The 16,767-nt window shown below is 59.0% G+C and carries 13 protein-coding genes; 7 read left to right on the top strand and 6 right to left on the bottom strand.

What is annotated here, in order from left to right; genetic code table 11:
* The first annotated feature begins 63 nt into the window (after positions 1 to 63).
* The 5 genes from K1X80_RS17275 to K1X80_RS17255 all read left to right on the top strand — a co-directional run bounded on the left by K1X80_RS17275 (position 64) and on the right by K1X80_RS17255 (position 8,882).
* On the top strand, positions 64 to 1,791 hold the full coding sequence (locus tag K1X80_RS17275; protein WP_057441574.1) for an autotransporter assembly complex family protein: 1,728 nt from the start codon (positions 64 to 66) through the stop codon (positions 1,789 to 1,791).
* Positions 1,788 to 5,462 carry a translocation/assembly module TamB domain-containing protein gene (locus tag K1X80_RS17270; RefSeq protein WP_220172366.1) on the top strand — a complete coding sequence of 1,225 codons (3,675 nt, stop codon included), beginning with the start codon at positions 1,788 to 1,790 and terminating at the stop codon, positions 5,460 to 5,462. The genes K1X80_RS17275 and K1X80_RS17270 overlap by 4 nt, the downstream gene beginning before the upstream one ends.
* A 173-nt stretch (positions 5,463 to 5,635) precedes the next feature.
* Positions 5,636 to 6,109: a MarR family winged helix-turn-helix transcriptional regulator gene (locus K1X80_RS17265; RefSeq protein ID WP_057441577.1), complete on the top strand. Its 474-nt coding sequence runs from the start codon at positions 5,636 to 5,638 to the stop codon at positions 6,107 to 6,109.
* A gap of 41 nt (positions 6,110 to 6,150) precedes the next feature.
* Complete coding sequence (locus tag K1X80_RS17260; RefSeq protein ID WP_220172365.1) at positions 6,151 to 7,353, top strand: efflux RND transporter periplasmic adaptor subunit; 1,203 nt, start codon at positions 6,151 to 6,153, stop codon at positions 7,351 to 7,353.
* Complete coding sequence (locus tag K1X80_RS17255) at positions 7,353 to 8,882, top strand: DHA2 family efflux MFS transporter permease subunit (RefSeq protein ID WP_057441580.1); 1,530 nt, start codon at positions 7,353 to 7,355, stop codon at positions 8,880 to 8,882. Before K1X80_RS17260 ends, K1X80_RS17255 begins: the two co-directional genes overlap by 1 nt.
* A 70-nt stretch (positions 8,883 to 8,952) precedes the next feature.
* On the opposite strand, the gene lpxH is transcribed toward K1X80_RS17255, so the two are convergent.
* A complete protein-coding gene (gene lpxH, locus K1X80_RS17250; protein WP_057960031.1) occupies positions 8,953 to 9,702 on the bottom strand; it encodes a UDP-2,3-diacylglucosamine diphosphatase in 750 nt (249 codons plus the stop codon).
* Positions 9,699 to 10,202, bottom strand: a complete 504-nt coding sequence (locus K1X80_RS17245) for a peptidylprolyl isomerase (RefSeq protein WP_057441582.1) — start codon at positions 10,200 to 10,202, stop codon at positions 9,699 to 9,701. Before K1X80_RS17245 ends, lpxH begins: the two co-directional genes overlap by 4 nt.
* A gap of 247 nt (positions 10,203 to 10,449) precedes the next feature.
* Here K1X80_RS17245 and K1X80_RS17240 point away from each other — a divergent pair, with 247 nt between their 5' ends.
* Together K1X80_RS17240 and cysS are read left to right on the top strand one after the other, a co-directional pair.
* Positions 10,450 to 12,150, top strand: a complete 1,701-nt coding sequence (locus tag K1X80_RS17240) for a glutamine--tRNA ligase/YqeY domain fusion protein (RefSeq protein ID WP_057960030.1) — start codon at positions 10,450 to 10,452, stop codon at positions 12,148 to 12,150.
* 21 nt (positions 12,151 to 12,171) lie between these two features.
* Complete coding sequence (cysS, locus tag K1X80_RS17235) at positions 12,172 to 13,554, top strand: cysteine--tRNA ligase (protein ID WP_057441584.1); 1,383 nt, start codon at positions 12,172 to 12,174, stop codon at positions 13,552 to 13,554.
* Between the two features lie 71 nt (positions 13,555 to 13,625).
* On the opposite strand, the gene K1X80_RS17230 is transcribed toward cysS, so the two are convergent.
* The 4 genes from K1X80_RS17230 to K1X80_RS28580 all read right to left on the bottom strand — a co-directional run bounded on the left by K1X80_RS17230 (position 13,626) and on the right by K1X80_RS28580 (position 16,558).
* Complete coding sequence (locus tag K1X80_RS17230) at positions 13,626 to 14,174, bottom strand: dihydrofolate reductase family protein (RefSeq protein ID WP_120733485.1); 549 nt, start codon at positions 14,172 to 14,174, stop codon at positions 13,626 to 13,628.
* Positions 14,175 to 14,302: 128 nt separating this feature from the next.
* Positions 14,303 to 15,058 (bottom strand): peptidase E, encoded by a 756-nt coding sequence (locus K1X80_RS17225; RefSeq protein WP_233100817.1) that lies wholly within the window; start codon positions 15,056 to 15,058, stop codon positions 14,303 to 14,305.
* 802 nt (positions 15,059 to 15,860) lie between these two features.
* Entirely contained in the window at positions 15,861 to 16,250 is a 390-nt protein-coding gene (locus tag K1X80_RS17220; protein WP_170045415.1) for a hypothetical protein, read from the bottom strand.
* Entirely contained in the window at positions 16,250 to 16,558 is a 309-nt protein-coding gene (locus tag K1X80_RS28580) for a polymorphic toxin type 47 domain-containing protein (RefSeq protein WP_120733481.1), read from the bottom strand. Before K1X80_RS28580 ends, K1X80_RS17220 begins: the two co-directional genes overlap by 1 nt.
* Positions 16,559 to 16,767: the final 209 nt, after the last annotated feature.

Genomic DNA, 16,767 nt, shown 5'->3' with positions numbered 1-16,767 from the left:
CCAGAATTATTCAGACAATTCCAGGTTCTAAGGTGCTCCTCAGCTCGTGTAGCATCCGCGCCTATGAAGTTTCCAAATAAAATTACCAGCGGCTTGATCCTGCTGTTCACAAGCTGCGGCGCCTTGGCACAAAGCGAACTGGACGTGCGGGTCAAGCCTTCAAACGATGCGCTGAAGGCCAATATCGAAGGCTATATCGGCGGGGTTGGCGAGCGTGACGAAGAGGCCTTGCAGCGCTTCAGTCGCGGTGCCGAGGAGCAGGCGCGCAAGGCCGCCCAGGCACTGGGCTTTTATCAGCCGCAGATTGCCAGTGAGGTAAAGCCCGGCAAGAATCCGCGCCTGATCCTCAGTATCGACCCCGGCGAACCGGTGCATTTACGCAATGTCACGATTCGCGTCGACGGCCCGGCGGCCGAGCTCAAATCCTTCCGTGTGCCCGACAGCAAAGACCTCAAGTCCGGCGCCGTACTCAACCATGGCCATTACGAAGACGCCAAGCGCCTGATCCAGAACCAGGCCTCGCGCTTCGGCTATTTCAGTGGCCGCTTCACTCGTCAGACACTGTCCGTCGACCCCCAGGCGGGCGTGGCCGATATCGAACTGGTCTACGACAGCGGCCCGCGCTACACCCTCGGCAAGGTCAACTTTGCCGGCGATACCCCCTTTGATGAAGAGCTTTTGCAACGCATGGTGCCGTTCAAGAGTGGCGCGCCCTACGATTCCGAACTGATCGCCGAACTGAACCAGGCCCTGCAATCGAGCGGCTATTTCGAGGGCGTGCGCGTGGATGCCGCCCCGGCAGCGGCGGCCAATGATGTGATCCCGGTGGCGGTCCAACTGGAAACCCGTAAACCGCGGACCATGGGCCTGGGCCTGGGTTTTTCCACTGACGTCGGCCCGCGTGGCAAGGCCAACTGGACACGGCACTGGGTCAATCCCCAGGGGCACAGCTATGGCTGGGAGGCCGAGTTGTCGGCGCCCCGGCAGAACGTCGGCCTGTGGTACGACATTCCCCTTGATCCGCCGCTCACCGACAAGCTGCGTTTTGCCGGTGGCTATCAGAATGAAGAGCTGGCCAATACCGACACCCTCAGCAAGCTGCTCACCCTCGGCCCGGAATGGCACAGCAAATTGCCCAGCGGCTGGACACGGGTGATCTCGCTCAAATGGCAGCGCGAAGAATATCGCCTGGGGGACGACTCCGGCTTGAGCAATTTGCTGATGCCCGGTATCAGCTATTCCTACCTGCGCAGCGATAACCGCATCGACCCGCATAATGGCTATCGCCTGCAGTTCGATACCAAGGTGGCCAAGGAAGGGCTGGGCTCTGACACCAACCTGCTGTACGGCACTGCGATGATCAAGGGCTTGACCACCGTGTGGGACAAGCACCGTTTCCTCGGTCGCGCGCAGTTTGGCGGCAGCGCCACCAACGGCTACAAGTCGGTGCCGCCGTCCCTGCGCTTTTTTGCCGGTGGCGACCAAAGTGTGCGTGGCTACGAGTACCAGACCCTGTCCCCGGAAAACAACAAGGGCGACCGCATCGGTGGCCGCTACATGGTGGCCTTGAGCGCCGAGTATCAATATTCCATCGCCGAAAAATGGCGGATCGCGACCTTTGTCGATCAGGGCAACTCCTTTAACACCCTTGAGTTGCCAAGCCTGAAAACCGGGGTCGGCGTCGGCGTGCGCTGGGTGTCTCCGGTCGGCCCGATTCGTCTTGACCTGGCCCATGCCCTGGAAGATCCGGGCGGCATTCGTTTGCACTTTTCCATGGGGCCTGAGCTGTGAAGCGTGGTTTGAAAATAGCGGGTCTGAGTGTGGCAGCGGTCGTTGCCTTGGTGCCGCTGGCGGTGTGGAGCGTACTGGGTACGCAAGTCGGCAGTCGCTGGGCCCTCGGCCAAGTCCCGGGGTTGAGCGTGGAAAACTTCCAGGGCCGTTTGGGTGGGCAATGGAGCGCCGACCAGGTGCTGTGGCAACAAGACAGCAGCCGCGTAGAGCTCAATGCCCCCAAATTCGACTGGTCGCCGGCGTGCCTGCTGCGCATGACCCTGTGCATCCGGCAACTGGACGTGGAGCAGGTCAGCCTGCAATTGCCACCCAGCACCGAAGACAGCAGCGGCCCGATTACCCTGCCGGACTTGAACCTGCCCGTGGCGATCGAACTGGGCGACGTGCGCGTCGGCAGCCTGCTGTTCAACGGCAGCGAAGAACTCAAGGGCCTGCAACTGGCCGCGCATTGGACAGCCGAGGGCATGCAGATCGACGCGGTACATCTGCAACGCGACGACCTGGTGCTGGATCTCAGCGGTATGCTGCACCCCGCGGGCGATTGGCCCTTGACCGCGACCGGCAACCTGAGCCTGCCCTATGCCCCGGGCGGCGCGCCGTGGACGGTGGCGCTGAACGTGACCGGTGATCTGCTCAAGACCCTCAAGCTCGACGCCGACAGCACGGGCTACCTGCCAGCCAAACTTAGCGGCGAACTGCAACCCCTGGTCGAGAACCTGCCAGCAGAGTTGCGCATCACCGCCGATGGCTTCAAACCTGCCGCCGACTTGCCGGACACCTTGCAGCTCAACCAACTGGACCTGACTGCCAAGGGCGACCTGGGCAAGGGCTATCAGTTGCTAGGCAAGGCTGTATTACCCGCAGAAAAGGGCCCGGTTGACCTGTTGCTGCAAGGCCGGGTCGATGCCAAGGGCGCGCAGCTCGCCGGCCTGGACCTGAATGCCGGGGACAAGCAAAGCCTCAAGCTCAGCGCCCAACTGGATTGGCAGCAGGGCTTCAGCGCAGACGCAAAAATCGACTGGCTGGACTTCCCCTGGCATCGCCTGTATCCGCTGATTGACGAGCCGCAAGTGGTGCTACGCACCTTCAACGGTGAAGTGTCCTATAAGGACGGCAACTACCTGGGCAATCTCAAGGCCGACCTCGATGGCCCGGCCGGCAAATTCAGCCTGGTCACGCCGTTCAGTGGCGACCTCAAGCAAGTGTTCCTGCCCGAGCTGAAATTGACCGCTGGCCAGGGCAAGGCCGAAGGGCACTTGAACCTGCAATTTGCCGAGGGCATCGCCTGGGATACGGCGCTGGACCTGTCGGCGTTGAACCCGGCGTACTGGGTCGCAGAATTGCCCGGTACCCTGGCCGGGCCGCTGCGCAGCAAGGGCGAGTTCAAGAACGAACAACTCAAGCTCAACGCCGACCTTGACCTCAAGGGCCGCTTGCGCGGCCAAACGGCGGTGCTGGCCGCCAAGGCCGAAGGCGCGGGCGAGCAGTGGACCCTGGCCAACCTGGATATCCGCCTGGGTGACAACCGCATCAATGGCAGCGGCAGCCTGCAACAGCGCCTGGCCGGGCAGATCGACATCAAGCTCGCACGCCTGGCCCAGCTGTGGCCGCAGTTGCGTGGGCAGGTCAATGGTCGACTCGATGTGGCCGGCACTCTAAAGGCGCCCCAGGGCAAGCTCGATCTCAAGGGCCAGCAACTGGTGTTTGAAGACAACCGCCTGCAAGCCCTCACCCTGGACGCCACGCTTGATAACGCACAACGGGCGAAGATCGACCTCAAGGGCACCGGCATCCAGGCCGGGGATACCCAGCTCGGTACTTTGACCGCCAGCGCCCAGGGCGACATCAAAAACCAGAAAGTCCAACTGGACCTCATGGGCCCCCTGGTCAAACTGGCCCTGGCCCTGGACGGCACGCTCGACAAGGGTAACTGGCGCGGGCGCCTGGCCAGTGGCGAGGTGCAGGCCGGGGGCCAGGACTGGAAGCTGCAGGCCCCTGCGAAAATCGAGCGCATGGCCGATGGCAAGCTGACCTTCGCTGCCCATTGCTGGGTCTCCGGGCCCGCCAGCCTGTGTGGCGAAGACCAGCGACTGATGCCCGATCCCAAGCTGCGTTATCACCTCAAGCAGTTCCCCATCGACAGCCTGGCGCAGTGGCTGCCCAAGGATTTCGCCTGGCAAGGCAAGCTCAACGCCGATATCCAGCTTGACCTTCCGGCCAGCGGCCCTAAAGGCCTGATCGCGGTGGATGCCAGTGGCGGCACGTTGCGGGTCAAGGACAAGGACCAGTGGCTGGACTTCCCCTACGACACCCTCAAACTGGACACCACGCTTAACCCCACGCGCATTGATACCCAGCTGAATTTCCGCGGTGGCAAGCTCGGCGAGTTGCTGCTGCAGGCGCAGATCAACCCGCTGGCGAAAAACAAGCCGATCTCCGGCAACTTCAGCCTTACCGGCCTGGACCTGGCGGTAGCGCGGCCGTTTGTGCCGATGGTGGAAAAACTCAATGGCAAGCTCAATGGCAGCGGGCGCATCTCCGGCGGCTTGTTGGCGCCGCAGGTCAACGGCAACGTCAACCTGATCGCCGGCGAGATTTCCGGGCCCGAACTGCCCATCAGCCTTGAAGGCCTGAACGTGCAGGCCCTGATCGCCGGCGAAAGCGTGCAGCTCAACGGCGGCTGGCGCAGTGGCAAGGCCGGGCAGGGCAGCCTCAAGGGGCAGATCGATTGGGGCCGGGCCCTGGCCGTTGACCTCAGCCTGCAAGGCTCGCAATTGCCGGTCACGGTCGAGCCCTACGCCGAACTGGAAGTGGCGCCTGACTTGAAGATCACGCTCAAGGACGACAAGCTGGCGATTGCCGGCAATGTGCACATCCCGCGCGGTGATATCACTGTGCGTGAACTGCCGCCATCGACGGTCAAGGTCTCGGATGACACGGTGATCGTCGGCAGCCAGACCGAAGAGGGCAAGCCGCCGATGGCCATCGCCATGGACATCAACGTGGTCGTGGGCGAGGACCAGCTCAACTTTGCCGGTTTCGGCCTGACCGCCAAGGTCCAGGGCCAGGTGCATATCGGCGATAACCTGGACACCCGTGGCGAGCTGTGGCTCAACGATGGGCGCTACCGCGCCTATGGCCAGAGGCTGGATGTGCGGCGTGCGCGCCTGCTGTTCGCCGGGCCGCTGGACCAGCCATACCTGGATATCGAAGCCATCCGCAAGACCAACGACGTGATCGCCGGTATCCGCCTGAGCGGCAGTGCCGAGCAGCCGACCACGCAGATCTTCTCGGAGCCGGCCATGAGCCAGGAGCAGGCGCTGTCCTACCTGGTGCTGGGCCGTCCGTTGAGCACCACCGGCGAAGACAACAATATGCTGGCGCAAGCGGCACTGGGCCTGGGCTTGATGGGCAGTGCCGGCGTGACCTCGGACATTGCCAAGAATCTGGGGATCCAGGACTTTGAGCTGGACACCCAGGGCAGTGGCACCAACACGGCAGTGGTGGCCAGCGGCAAGATCACCGAGAAACTCAGCCTGCGTTACGGGGTCGGGGTGTTCGAGCCGGCCAGCACCATTGCCTTGCGTTACCTGTTGAGCAAGAGGGTGTACCTGGAAGTGGCCAGCGGCGTGGCCAGTTCATTGGATATCTTCTACAAGCGGGATTTCTGACGGTTAAAGGCACATCAAATGGTGGGAGCTGGCTTGCCAGCTCCCACCATTTTTTTTGGGGTGCATTCAGCGCCTGATTACCAAGCAACCTAACTATTTATTTGACATTCGCTGCCTAGGCAGTAATATTTCGTCACACATTCACTGCCTAGGCAGTAATAAGGTGACTCCCGATGGAACACTTCACCCCGGAAAACTTCCATAACTGCCATCTCGGGCTGTTGCTGGGGCGCGCCGCGATTCTCAAAGACCGCATCATCGACACCCATATGGAACCCCACGGCATCACCGCCGCGCAGTTCAAGGTGTTGATCATCATGGCCCAGTTCGGCGTCGATACCCCGGCGGAGCTGTGCCGCAACCTGTCCCTGGACAGTGGCTCGATGACTCGCATGCTCGACCGCCTGGAGCAAAAAGACCTGCTGGCGCGCAAGCGCTCCGAGCAGGACCGGCGCCAGGTGCAACTGGTGCTGACCGCAGAAGGCCAGCGCCTGGCGGACATGCTGCCGCAGATCGGCGCCCAGGCCCTGAACCAGTTGGCTGGCGCACTCGAACCGGGGGAGTTGCAGACCCTGGAGCACATCCTGAAGAAAATCCTGATCGCTGCGGGTGATCCCATCACGTTGCAGCGGGTCGGGACTCAATGAACACGCCAGTCACGCGCGCTGAATAACGCAAGGTACTTGTCATGGCTACTGCCCAAGCAAACAACACCGCACACTCCCAACCCAACGACGGCAACCCGCGCAAACGCAAAATCATGTTGCTGGGCCTGGCGCTGATCGTCGTCCTTTGCGTCCTGGGCGTGTGGGGCTGGTACGAGCTGTATGGCCGTTGGAGCGAAAGTACCGACGATGCGTACGTGAATGGCAACGTGGTGGAAATCACCCCGCTGGTCACCGGTACCGTGGTCAGCATTGGCGCCGACGATGGCGACCTGGTCCACGAAGGCCAGGTGCTGATCAACTTCGACCCCAACGACGCCGCCGTCGGCCTGCAAAGTGCCCAGGCCAACCTGGCGCGCACGGTACGCCAGGTGCGTGGCTTGTACAGCAATGTGGATGGCATGAAAGCCCAGGTACAGGCGCAAAAAGCCCAGGTGCAAACCGCCCAGGACAACTTCAACCGCCGCAGAGTCCTCGCCCAGGGCGGCGCGATTTCCCTGGAAGAACTGTCCCACGCCCGCGACGCCCTGAGTGCGGCGAGCAACTCACTGGCCAACCTGCAACAGCAACTCAATACCTCCACTGCGTTGGTGGATGACACGGTGATTTCGTCCCACCCGGATGTGCAGGCCGCTGCCGCGCAACTGCGCCAGGCCTACCTGACCAATGCGCGCAGCACCCTGATCGCACCGGTCACCGGCTACGTCGCCAAGCGCACCGTGCAACTGGGCCAGCGGGTCGAGCCGGGTACCGCGTTGATGGCGGTGATTCCCCTGGACCAACTGTGGATCGACGCCAACTTCAAGGAAACCCAACTGCGCCAGATGCGCATTGGCCAGCCGGTGGATATCGAGGCCGATCTCTACGGCAGCGACGTGAAGTACAGCGGCACCGTCGACAGCCTCGGCGCCGGTACCGGCAGCGCCTTTGCCTTGCTGCCGGCCCAGAACGCCACCGGCAACTGGATCAAGATCGTGCAGCGGGTACCGGTGCGCATCCATATCAATGCCCAGGAGTTGGCCCAGCACCCGTTGCGGGTGGGCTTGTCGACCCAGGTGGAAGTCAACCTGCACGACCAGAGTGGACCGGTACTGGCGCAACAACCGCCGCAAAAAGCCTCGTTCACCACCACCGTGTATGACCGCCAGTTGGCCGAGGCCGACGCGATGATCACCCAGTTGATCCATGACAACAGCGTGGCCGCGCCCAAGGCAGCACAACGCTGATGAGCAATAACGCCTCGTTCACGCCACCCAGCTTGCTGATGGCCACCATTGGCCTGTCCCTGGCGACCTTTATGCAGGTGCTCGACACCACCATCGCCAACGTGGCGTTGCCGACCATTTCCGGCAACCTGGGCGTGAGTTCGGAGCAGGGCACCTGGGTCATCACCTCATTTGCCGTAAGCAATGCCATTGCCTTGCCATTGACCGGCTGGTTGAGCCGGCGCTTTGGTGAGGTGAAGCTGTTTTTGTGGGCGACCGTCCTGTTTGTGCTGGCCTCGTTCCTGTGTGGTGTCTCCACCTCGATGCCCGAGTTGATTGGCTTTCGCGTGCTGCAAGGCTTGGTGGCGGGCCCGTTGTATCCAATGACCCAAACCTTGCTGATTGCGGTCTATCCCCCCGCCAGGCGCGGCATGGCCTTGGCGTTGCTGGCGATGGTCACGGTGGTCGCGCCCATTGCCGGGCCTATTCTTGGCGGCTGGATTACCGACAGCTACAGCTGGCCGTGGATCTTCTTTATCAACGTGCCCATCGGGATATTTGCGGTGATGGTGGTGCGTGCGCAGCTCAAGAAACGCCCGGTGGTCACCAGTCATCAGCCGATGGACTATGTCGGGCTGCTGAGCTTGATCGTCGGGGTCGGTGCCTTGCAGATCATCCTCGACAAGGGCAATGACCTGGACTGGTTCGAATCCAATTTCATCATCATCGGCGCGGCCATTTCGGTGATCGCCCTGGCGGTGTTTGTGATCTGGGAAATGACCGACAAGCACCCAGTGGTCAACCTGCGCCTGTTTGCCCATCGCAACTTCCGCATCGGCACCATCGTCTTGGTGCTGGGCTACGCCGGGTTCTTTGGTATCAACCTGATCCTGCCGCAATGGCTGCAGACGCAGATGGGCTACACCGCGACCTGGGCCGGGCTGGCGGTGGCGCCGATCGGCATCCTGCCGGTGCTGATGTCGCCCTTTGTCGGCAAGTACGCGCACAAGTTCGACTTGCGGCTGCTGGCCGGCCTGGCGTTCCTGGCGATCGGCCTGAGCTGCTTTATGCGCGCCGGCTTCACCAATGAAGTGGACTTCCAGCATATCGCCCTGGTGCAGCTGTTCATGGGCATCGGCGTGGCGCTGTTCTTTATGCCGACCTTGAGCATCCTGATGTCCGATCTGCCGCCGCACCAGATCGCCGACGGCGCAGGCCTGGCGACCTTCCTGCGGACCCTGGGCGGCAGCTTTGCGGCATCGCTGACCACCTGGATCTGGATTCGCCGCGCGGACCAGCACCATGCCTATATGAGCGAGAGTATGAGCGTGTACGACTCGGCTACCCGCGATGCGCTGAACACCCTGGGCGGTGCGGGGCACAAGGCCTATGCGCAACTGGACCAGATCCTCACCAGCCAGGCGTACATGATGTCCACCGTGGATTACTTCACGCTGCTGGGGTGGATGTTCATGGGCTTGATCCTGCTGGTGTGGCTGGCCAAGCCGCCGTTTACTGCGAAGGCTGGGCCGGCGGCATCAGGGCACTGATCTTGACGTCTTCGCGGTTAAAAATGTGGGAGCAAGCCCGCTCCCACATTTGCTTCGTGTTGTTTGCAAGTCAGGCGCCAGGCAACGCCAACTGCGGATTGACGAAGTCAAACGCCGCCAGTTGAAACCCTTGCTCATCCACCTGCAACGCCCAGCCCTGCTTGTCCCAATCCCCCAGCACAATGCGCTTGGCCGCCTGCTCGCCAATCTGCAACTTGTGAATGGCCGGGCGGTGGGTGTGGCCGTGGACCAGGGTGCGCACGCCGAAGGCTTGCATCACCCGTGGCACTTCCTCGGGCGTTACATCGACAATATCGTTGGCCTTCATGCGTACCTGGGCACGGCTTTCGCTGCGCAGCTTGTGCGCCAGTTTATGGCGGGTGCGCAAGGGCAGGTGGCGCAGGATAAACAGCACGATGGGATTACGCAGGATGCGCCGCAGCTTCATATAGCCGAGGTCGCGGGTACACAGGCTGTCGCCGTGCATCAACAGCACGGGCTCGCCATACAGCTGCACGACGGTAGGGTCCTTGAGCAACGTTGCGCCTGCGGCTTTGCAGAACGCCTTGCCGATCAGGAAATCCCGGTTGCCGTGCATCAGGAATACTTGGGTGCCACTGTCGCTCAGCTCACGTAGAGCCGCGCAAATCGAACGCTGGAACGGGGTCATGCCATCGTCACCAATCCAGGCTTCGAAAAAGTCCCCCAGGATGTACAACGCTTGCGCGCCACGGGCGCGGCCGTGGAGTAAATCCAGAAACGCCCGGGTAATGTCCGGGCGCTCCTCTTCCAGATGCAAGTCTGAAATCAGCAGTATCACGCAACGATCTCGGCTTTCTCGATGATCACGTCTTCTGCTGGTACGTCCTGGTGACCGCTTTTCGTGGTGGTGGAAACACCCTTGATCTTGTCCACGACGTCGGTGCCTTCGGTGACTTTACCGAATACCGCGTAGCCCCAACCCTGTACGGTCTTGGCGCTGTGGTTGAGGAAACCGTTGTCAGCCACGTTGATGAAGAACTGCGCGGAGGCCGAATGCGGCTCCATGGTACGGGCCATGGCGACGGTGTACTTGTCGTTGGAAAGACCGTTGTCCGCTTCGTTCTGGATGCTTGGACGCTTGTCTTTCTTTTCTTTCATGCCAGGCTCGAAACCGCCGCCCTGGACCATGAAGTTGCCGATGACACGGTGGAAAACGGTGTTTTCGTAGTGGCCGGCGTTAACGTACTCGATGAAGTTGGCGACGGTGATCGGCGCTTTCTCGGCGTTCAGCTCGATGACGATGTCACCGTGGTTGGTGGTCAGTTTGACTTGAGTCATGTTCATTACTCTTTTCAGGGAATTCGTGGGTTCGGACGCCTGGGCACCTTACCGGGTTGGCTAAACTGCGGCCAAGGCGCGCAGTTTAGCGTGCCTGTCAGGAATTTCGAGGTGGTTTTTTACCGCCCATGCAATAAATGCAGCAGTTTTTGGCCATGCCCTGTCAGGTGCTTGACGGCATCGGCTATGATAAGCCCTTTGTTTGTCTGGCCCGACCCGGCCACGTACCTGTCTGTTCAAGGATCCTATGAGCAAGCCCACTGTCGACCCTACCTCGAATTCCAAGGCCGGACCTGCCGTCCCGGTCAATTTCCTGCGCCCGATCATCCAGGCGGACCTGGATTCGGGCAAGCACACGCAGATCGTCACCCGTTTCCCACCTGAGCCCAACGGTTACCTGCACATCGGCCACGCCAAGTCGATCTGTGTGAACTTCGGCCTGGCCCAGGAGTTCGGTGGCGTAACGCACCTGCGTTTCGACGACACCAACCCGGCCAAGGAAGACCAGGAATACATCGACGCCATCGAAAGCGACATCAAGTGGCTGGGCTTCGAATGGTCCGGTGAAGTGCGCTACGCCTCCAAGTATTTCGACCAGTTGTTCGACTGGGCCGTGGAACTGATCAAGGCTGGCAAGGCCTACGTCGACGACCTGACGCCTGAGCAGGCCAAGGAATACCGTGGCACCTTGACCGAGCCGGGCAAGAACAGCCCGTTCCGCGACCGTTCGGTAGAAGAGAACCTGGACTGGTTCACCCGCATGCGCGACGGCGAGTTCCCGGACGGCGCCCGTGTATTGCGGGCCAAGATCGACATGGCCTCGCCGAACATGAACCTGCGTGACCCGATCATGTACCGCATCCGCCACGCCCATCACCACCAGACCGGTGACAAGTGGTGCATCTACCCCAACTATGACTTCACCCACGGTCAGTCGGACGCCATCGAAGGCATTACCCACTCCATCTGCACCCTGGAGTTCGAAAGCCATCGCCCGCTGTACGAATGGTTCCTCGACAGCCTGCCGGTGCCGGCGCACCCGCGTCAGTACGAATTCAGCCGCCTGAACCTGAACTACACCATCACCAGCAAGCGCAAGCTCAAGCAGTTGGTCGATGAGAAGCACGTACATGGCTGGGACGACCCACGCATGTCGACCCTGTCGGGCTTCCGCCGTCGTGGCTACACCCCGGCGTCGATCCGCAATTTCTGCGACATGGTCGGCACCAACCGCTCCGACGGCGTGGTTGACTACGGCATGCTCGAGTTCAGCATCCGTCAGGACCTCGACGCGAACGCCCCGCGCGCCATGTGCGTGCTGCGTCCGTTGAAAGTCGTGATCACCAACTACCCGCAAGACCAGGTCGAGCACCTCGAACTGCCGCGTCACCCGCAAAAAGAAGAACTGGGCGTGCGCAAGCTGCCGTTCGCCCGTGAAATCTACATCGACCGCGATGACTTCATGGAAGAGCCGCCCAAGGGCTACAAGCGCCTGGAGCCGAACGGCGAAGTGCGCCTGCGTGGCAGCTACGTGATCCGTGCCGACGAAGCCATCAAGGACGCCGATGGCAACATCGTCGAACTGCGTTGCTCCTACGATCCTGAAACCCTGGGCAAGAACCCTGAAGGCCGCAAGGTCAAAGGCGTGGTGCACTGGGTGCCGGCCGCGGCCAGCGTCGAGTGCGAAGTGCGCCTGTACGATCGCCTGTTCCGCTCGCCTAATCCCGAGAAGGCCGAAGACAGCGCCAGCTTCCTGGACAACATCAACCCTGACTCCCTGCAAGTACTTACGGGTTGTCGTGCCGAACCGTCTTTGGGCGACGCACAGCCGGAGGACCGTTTCCAGTTCGAGCGCGAAGGCTACTTCTGCGCGGATATCAAGGACTCGAAACCTGGTCAGCCGGTATTCAACCGTACCGTGACCTTGCGTGATTCGTGGGGCCAGTGATCAAGTCTTAAGGGAAACATCGTGCTAACGATCTACAACACGCTCAGCAAGACCAAAGAAGTCTTCAAGCCGCTGGACGGCAACAAGGTGCGCATGTACGTGTGCGGCATGACCGTGTACGACTACTGCCACATCGGCCACGGCCGCAGCATGGTTGCTTTCGACCTGGTGACCCGCTGGTTGCGTTTCAGCGGCTACGACTTGACGTACGTGCGCAACATCACCGACATCGACGACAAGATCATCAATCGCGCCAATGAAAACGGCGAGTCGTTCGACGCGCTGACCGAGCGCATGATCGCCGCCATGCACGAGGACGAGGCGCGCCTCAATATCCTCAAACCAGACATGGAGCCGCGCGCCACGGACCATATCCCGGGCATGCACGCGATGATCCAGACCTTGATCGACAAGGGCTATGCCTACGCCCCGGGCAATGGCGACGTGTACTACCGCGTCGCCAAGTTCATGGGCTACGGCAAGCTGTCGCGCAAGAAAATCGAAGACCTGCGCATCGGCGCCCGCATCGAAGTCGACGAAGCCAAGCAAGACCCGCTGGACTTCGTGCTGTGGAAAGGCACCAAGCCCGGCGAGCCGAGCTGGGAATCCCCCTGGGGCGCCGGGCGTCCGGGCTGGCACATCGAATGCTCGGTGATGTCCACCTGCTGCCTGGGCGAGACGTTCGACATTCATGGCGGCGGCAGCGATCTTGAGTTCCCGCACCACGAAAACGAAATCGCCCAAAGCGAAGCGGCCACCGGCAAGACCTACGCTAACGCGTGGATGCATTGCGGCATGATTCGCATCAATGGCGAGAAGATGTCCAAGTCCTTGAACAACTTCTTCACCATCCGCGACGTGCTGGAAAAGTACCACCCGGAGGTTGTGCGTTATCTGCTGGTATCGAGCCATTACCGCAGTGCCATCAACTACTCGGAAGACAACCTCAAGGACGCCAAGGGCGCCCTGGAGCGGTTCTACCACGCGTTGAAAGGCCTGCCGGTTGTGGCGCCGGCCGGTGGCGAGGCGTTTGTTGAACGCTTCACTACCGTGATGAACGACGACTTCGGCACCCCCGAAGCCTGCGCCGTACTGTTCGAGATGGTCCGCGAGATCAACCGCCTGCGCGAGAGCGATCTCGCCGCAGCGGCCGGCCTGGCGGCACGCCTCAAGGAACTGGCCAGCGTGCTGGGCGTGTTGCAAATGGAAGCGGACGACTTCCTGCAAGCCGGCGCCGAAGGGCGTGTGGACGCAGCCGAAGTCGACGCCTTGATCCAGGCCCGCCTGAATGCCCGTGCCAACAAGGACTGGGCAGAATCCGACCGCATCCGCGACCAACTCACCGCCATGGGCGTGGTATTGGAAGACGGCAAGGGCGGGACGACCTGGCGCTTGGCTGACTGACGGCTGATGCCTGCATGAATAAAAACGCCCCGACTGGTTCGGGGCGTTTTTGTTTGTGGTGGTGTTGCGAGTCAACGCTGCTCGATGGTATACCGGCTCTGGACAAAGCCATTGTCCGAGGTACAGGTAGCGATGTGGCGAAGCTCACATTCACGACCGACGTGACTGAACAAGGGAATCCCCTGGCCCAGCAGAATCGGAATGCGGGTGATGATCAACTCACTGAGCAGGCCTGCTTCAAGAAATGCCTGGATGGTCTGGCCTCCGTCGATATAAAGATGTTTCATACCGCGCTCGGCCAGTTGGTCGACGAGCATGCTCACATCGGCTGCCAACACCTCCACCTTGCCCTGTAGGTGCGCAGGAATCTCTAAGGTCTTGTGGGAAAGCGCTATGACCGGCGTGCCCTCATAGGGCCACTCTGGAAAGGACAGTACTTTTTCCAGGGTCTTGCGCCCCATGACCAACCCGTCGACTGTTGCGATGAAGCTTTCATAAGTGATGCCATTCAAGCCCGAACTTTCATATTCCGGTCGGTGCAGCCACTCAATATCCCCATCTGGCCGGGCAATAAAACCGTCAATGCTTGCTGCGATAAAGACGGAACATTTGATCCTCATGGGTGGTAAAACTCCTTTTTTATCAAGTGGAATCAAGACGGTATCACTTTAGCGCCTGCACGTTGGCGGCGAATGGCGGAGCGACGTGGTGGTTTGCAGGGCAAGGTTGCTCAGTCGTACGTCGGCCTCTACTCAGATAGCAACCTTAGATAAGGCGGCGCCGGACTGACTTCATAAGCGCTACTTTTTGCGTCATTACGGATCGTTTCATAGTGTTGGTTATTCTTGAAATGCAGGGCGACCCCGTCGTCGGCTGCGTAAGCAGGGTGCACACCCTTAAGCTTCACAAGCTCAACAAATGATTCTGCTCTTCCTGCCTCTGAGCTGAAGTGCGGACACAGCGCGCCGGGAAGTAAACCCAGGCCGTCGATCAGGGCGAAGGCTCCCCCTGAGTCGGAGTGGCCGTAGTCGAACCAGCAAATGGCTCCGGCACTGACACCACAAAGCACCTTGCCACTTTCCCATGCCTTCCTTAGCAAGCCAACTACACCAAATTCTCGCCAGATAGCTAACATGGCGCGCGTATTCCCGCCTGCTACATAAACAATGTCGGCCTGTTCAAACAACGATGCAATATAGCCAGCGTCGGGAAACGGCGGAATAAAAAACGTCAAGCAGGTGACGGTGCAACCGATACTTTCGTATTTGGTGATGAAGTCGGAAATTTTCAGGCGGTCATCGCCATTGGCTGTGGAGATATAGAGAACGGTGGGACGTGCCTTGCCCGATAGTGCGACGATGTGTTCGTCAATGCGAGTCATGCAGGTCATTTCCTCGGCTGACTCGCCACCAATAACAATTATGGATTTATCCATCACGACCTCTACCTCGTCCTGAATTTCAGCTTTTTCAAGGTATTTGAACACTGGGAAAATATCATTCAAACACATTGCTCAAGGTAGCAAAGATCAAAGGTGGGAGCTGTCGAGCCCCAGCGAGGCTGCGATGGCGGCGGCGCTGCCAGTATTTATACTGTGTGAGGCACCGCCATCGCAGCCTCGTTGCGGTTAATGGCGGTCAAATGGTTTGTTCCTCGGATCTATTCGTGTCGCCTCTATTGAGAGGGGGGAGGGGGGGAACAGTCAGTGGGCCTAAGATCCACATAGTCGAGGTCACCTTCAAATGTGATGCAGGCAATCCAGCATAGGTTTTCAGGAAAAAAATAGGTGTGTTGGGGGATTTCAGAAAATATGTCAATTGCTTCTCTAATATCGTCAATTTGAACGACATAAGCGTGATCTATAACGGAACCCCCTGAAAAGCACACATTATTAATATTTAAATGGCTAAGGGCTTCTGAGATATGAGCCAAAGCTTCGAGTCTGTCTAGAATGTTTAGATTGACGGAAGTTTTTACAGTGCTTGAATCTATCTTGCTTCCTGCGAACGTGAATTTTTTTGTATTTCATCAATTAGCTTTGCTTCTTCAGTTTTAGATAGCTCATTTTTTCGCAAACCTTCTGTTTATTTTGAGAACTGATTCTGCAGAACCTTGGAACAGATAGTGGGGCCCTTTTTTCTTTCCCTACTAGACGTTTGCGTGAGAGCCATTTCGCTCATCACGCCGTAGTGGATGGTTTATCCAAGCACACAAACTCAGGGGGCATAGGCGATCAATGGCGGATCTACTACTGCATCGACTCGCCATCAAATAGATTCGTCCCTTACTGTATGTCACTTTGGTTTTTAAGCCCAGAGCACGCAATCATGGTCATCCAGATGAACCAAAAACGATAGATCATGATCGGTGACCCAGAACGGATAACCAGTTGTTTCGCTTATTAACAGCGCAAGGTCTTGTGCGTTTTCGAGTTTCCATGCTCTGTGACCCGTGTCAAAAACCAAAAGTATGAGGTCGTTTTTTTTTATGCGGTCTGGTATTTCCTTCCAAAAGTCAGGGTTGTGCTCGGTGCATTTCTCGTTGAAATCGACTGGATCTAGTACATTTTTTTCTGTTTTAAAGTATTTTTTGGTTAAGGTGGATATTAATGTTGCGATCTCTTCAGAATTGAGCTTCTTTGAGGAGATTTTCAACGTGTTTATAGTTTCGTCTAATTCTTCTTCTAGATAATTCATCATGGTTCTCCGATTCTTGAGCGGCTAACTGGAAGTAACTCTAAAAGTATATGGCCCCTTACTGCACCACCACCTGCCCTTTTTCCGGCAGTTTGGTAACCAATATGAGGTGATTGAGGACCTTTTTTGCTAGAAACAAGCGTTGGGTCATCAATGTTGACTTCCGTTCCTCTGTTTGGCCCTTTCTGTACACGCCACTCGGTTGGGAAGGTTTTTCCGTATTTGTCCTTTCCCCACTTGGTCACGCTGTAATCGTCCTTGGAGACCCCTATCCGGCGAAATGCCTTGCGAAAAGGGGGCGGATCTATTTAACAAAGTGTAAAGATAACGACTATAATTGTTTGCCGAGCACCAGGCCTTAGTGGTTGGCTTCATTCAGACACACTACTTAAGGGGGGCATTAATGACGGGCTTGTTTTTTATTGGCTAGGAATTAAATATGTCCGTCACTTTTATCGGGCTGCGAAACCCGGTCGCTGAATTTGCAGCGACTGCCGAAGATTATGGGGGGGGCTTC

Origin of the sequence: Pseudomonas sp. So3.2b (genome assembly GCF_019464415.1) — a bacterium.
Classification (GTDB): Bacteria; Pseudomonadota; Gammaproteobacteria; order Pseudomonadales; family Pseudomonadaceae; genus Aquipseudomonas; species Aquipseudomonas shahriarae.
Note: the sequence above shows the minus strand (reverse complement) of the source record. Positions and strands in the feature narration are given on the sequence as shown.

Coding starts and splice junctions, on each gene's coding strand:
- K1X80_RS17275 (WP_057441574.1), top strand. CDS start 64: ATGAAGTTTCCAAATAAAATTACCAGCGGCTTGATCCTGCTGTTCACA.
- K1X80_RS17230 (WP_120733485.1), bottom strand. CDS start 14,174: ATGAGGATCAAATGTTCCGTCTTTATCGCAGCAAGCATTGACGGTTTT.
- K1X80_RS17265 (WP_057441577.1), top strand. CDS start 5,636: ATGGAACACTTCACCCCGGAAAACTTCCATAACTGCCATCTCGGGCTG.
- K1X80_RS17220 (WP_170045415.1), bottom strand. CDS start 16,250: ATGAATTATCTAGAAGAAGAATTAGACGAAACTATAAACACGTTGAAA.
- K1X80_RS17260 (WP_220172365.1), top strand. CDS start 6,151: ATGGCTACTGCCCAAGCAAACAACACCGCACACTCCCAACCCAACGAC.
- K1X80_RS17255 (WP_057441580.1), top strand. CDS start 7,353: ATGAGCAATAACGCCTCGTTCACGCCACCCAGCTTGCTGATGGCCACC.
- K1X80_RS17240 (WP_057960030.1), top strand. CDS start 10,450: ATGAGCAAGCCCACTGTCGACCCTACCTCGAATTCCAAGGCCGGACCT.
- K1X80_RS17245 (WP_057441582.1), bottom strand. CDS start 10,202: ATGACTCAAGTCAAACTGACCACCAACCACGGTGACATCGTCATCGAG.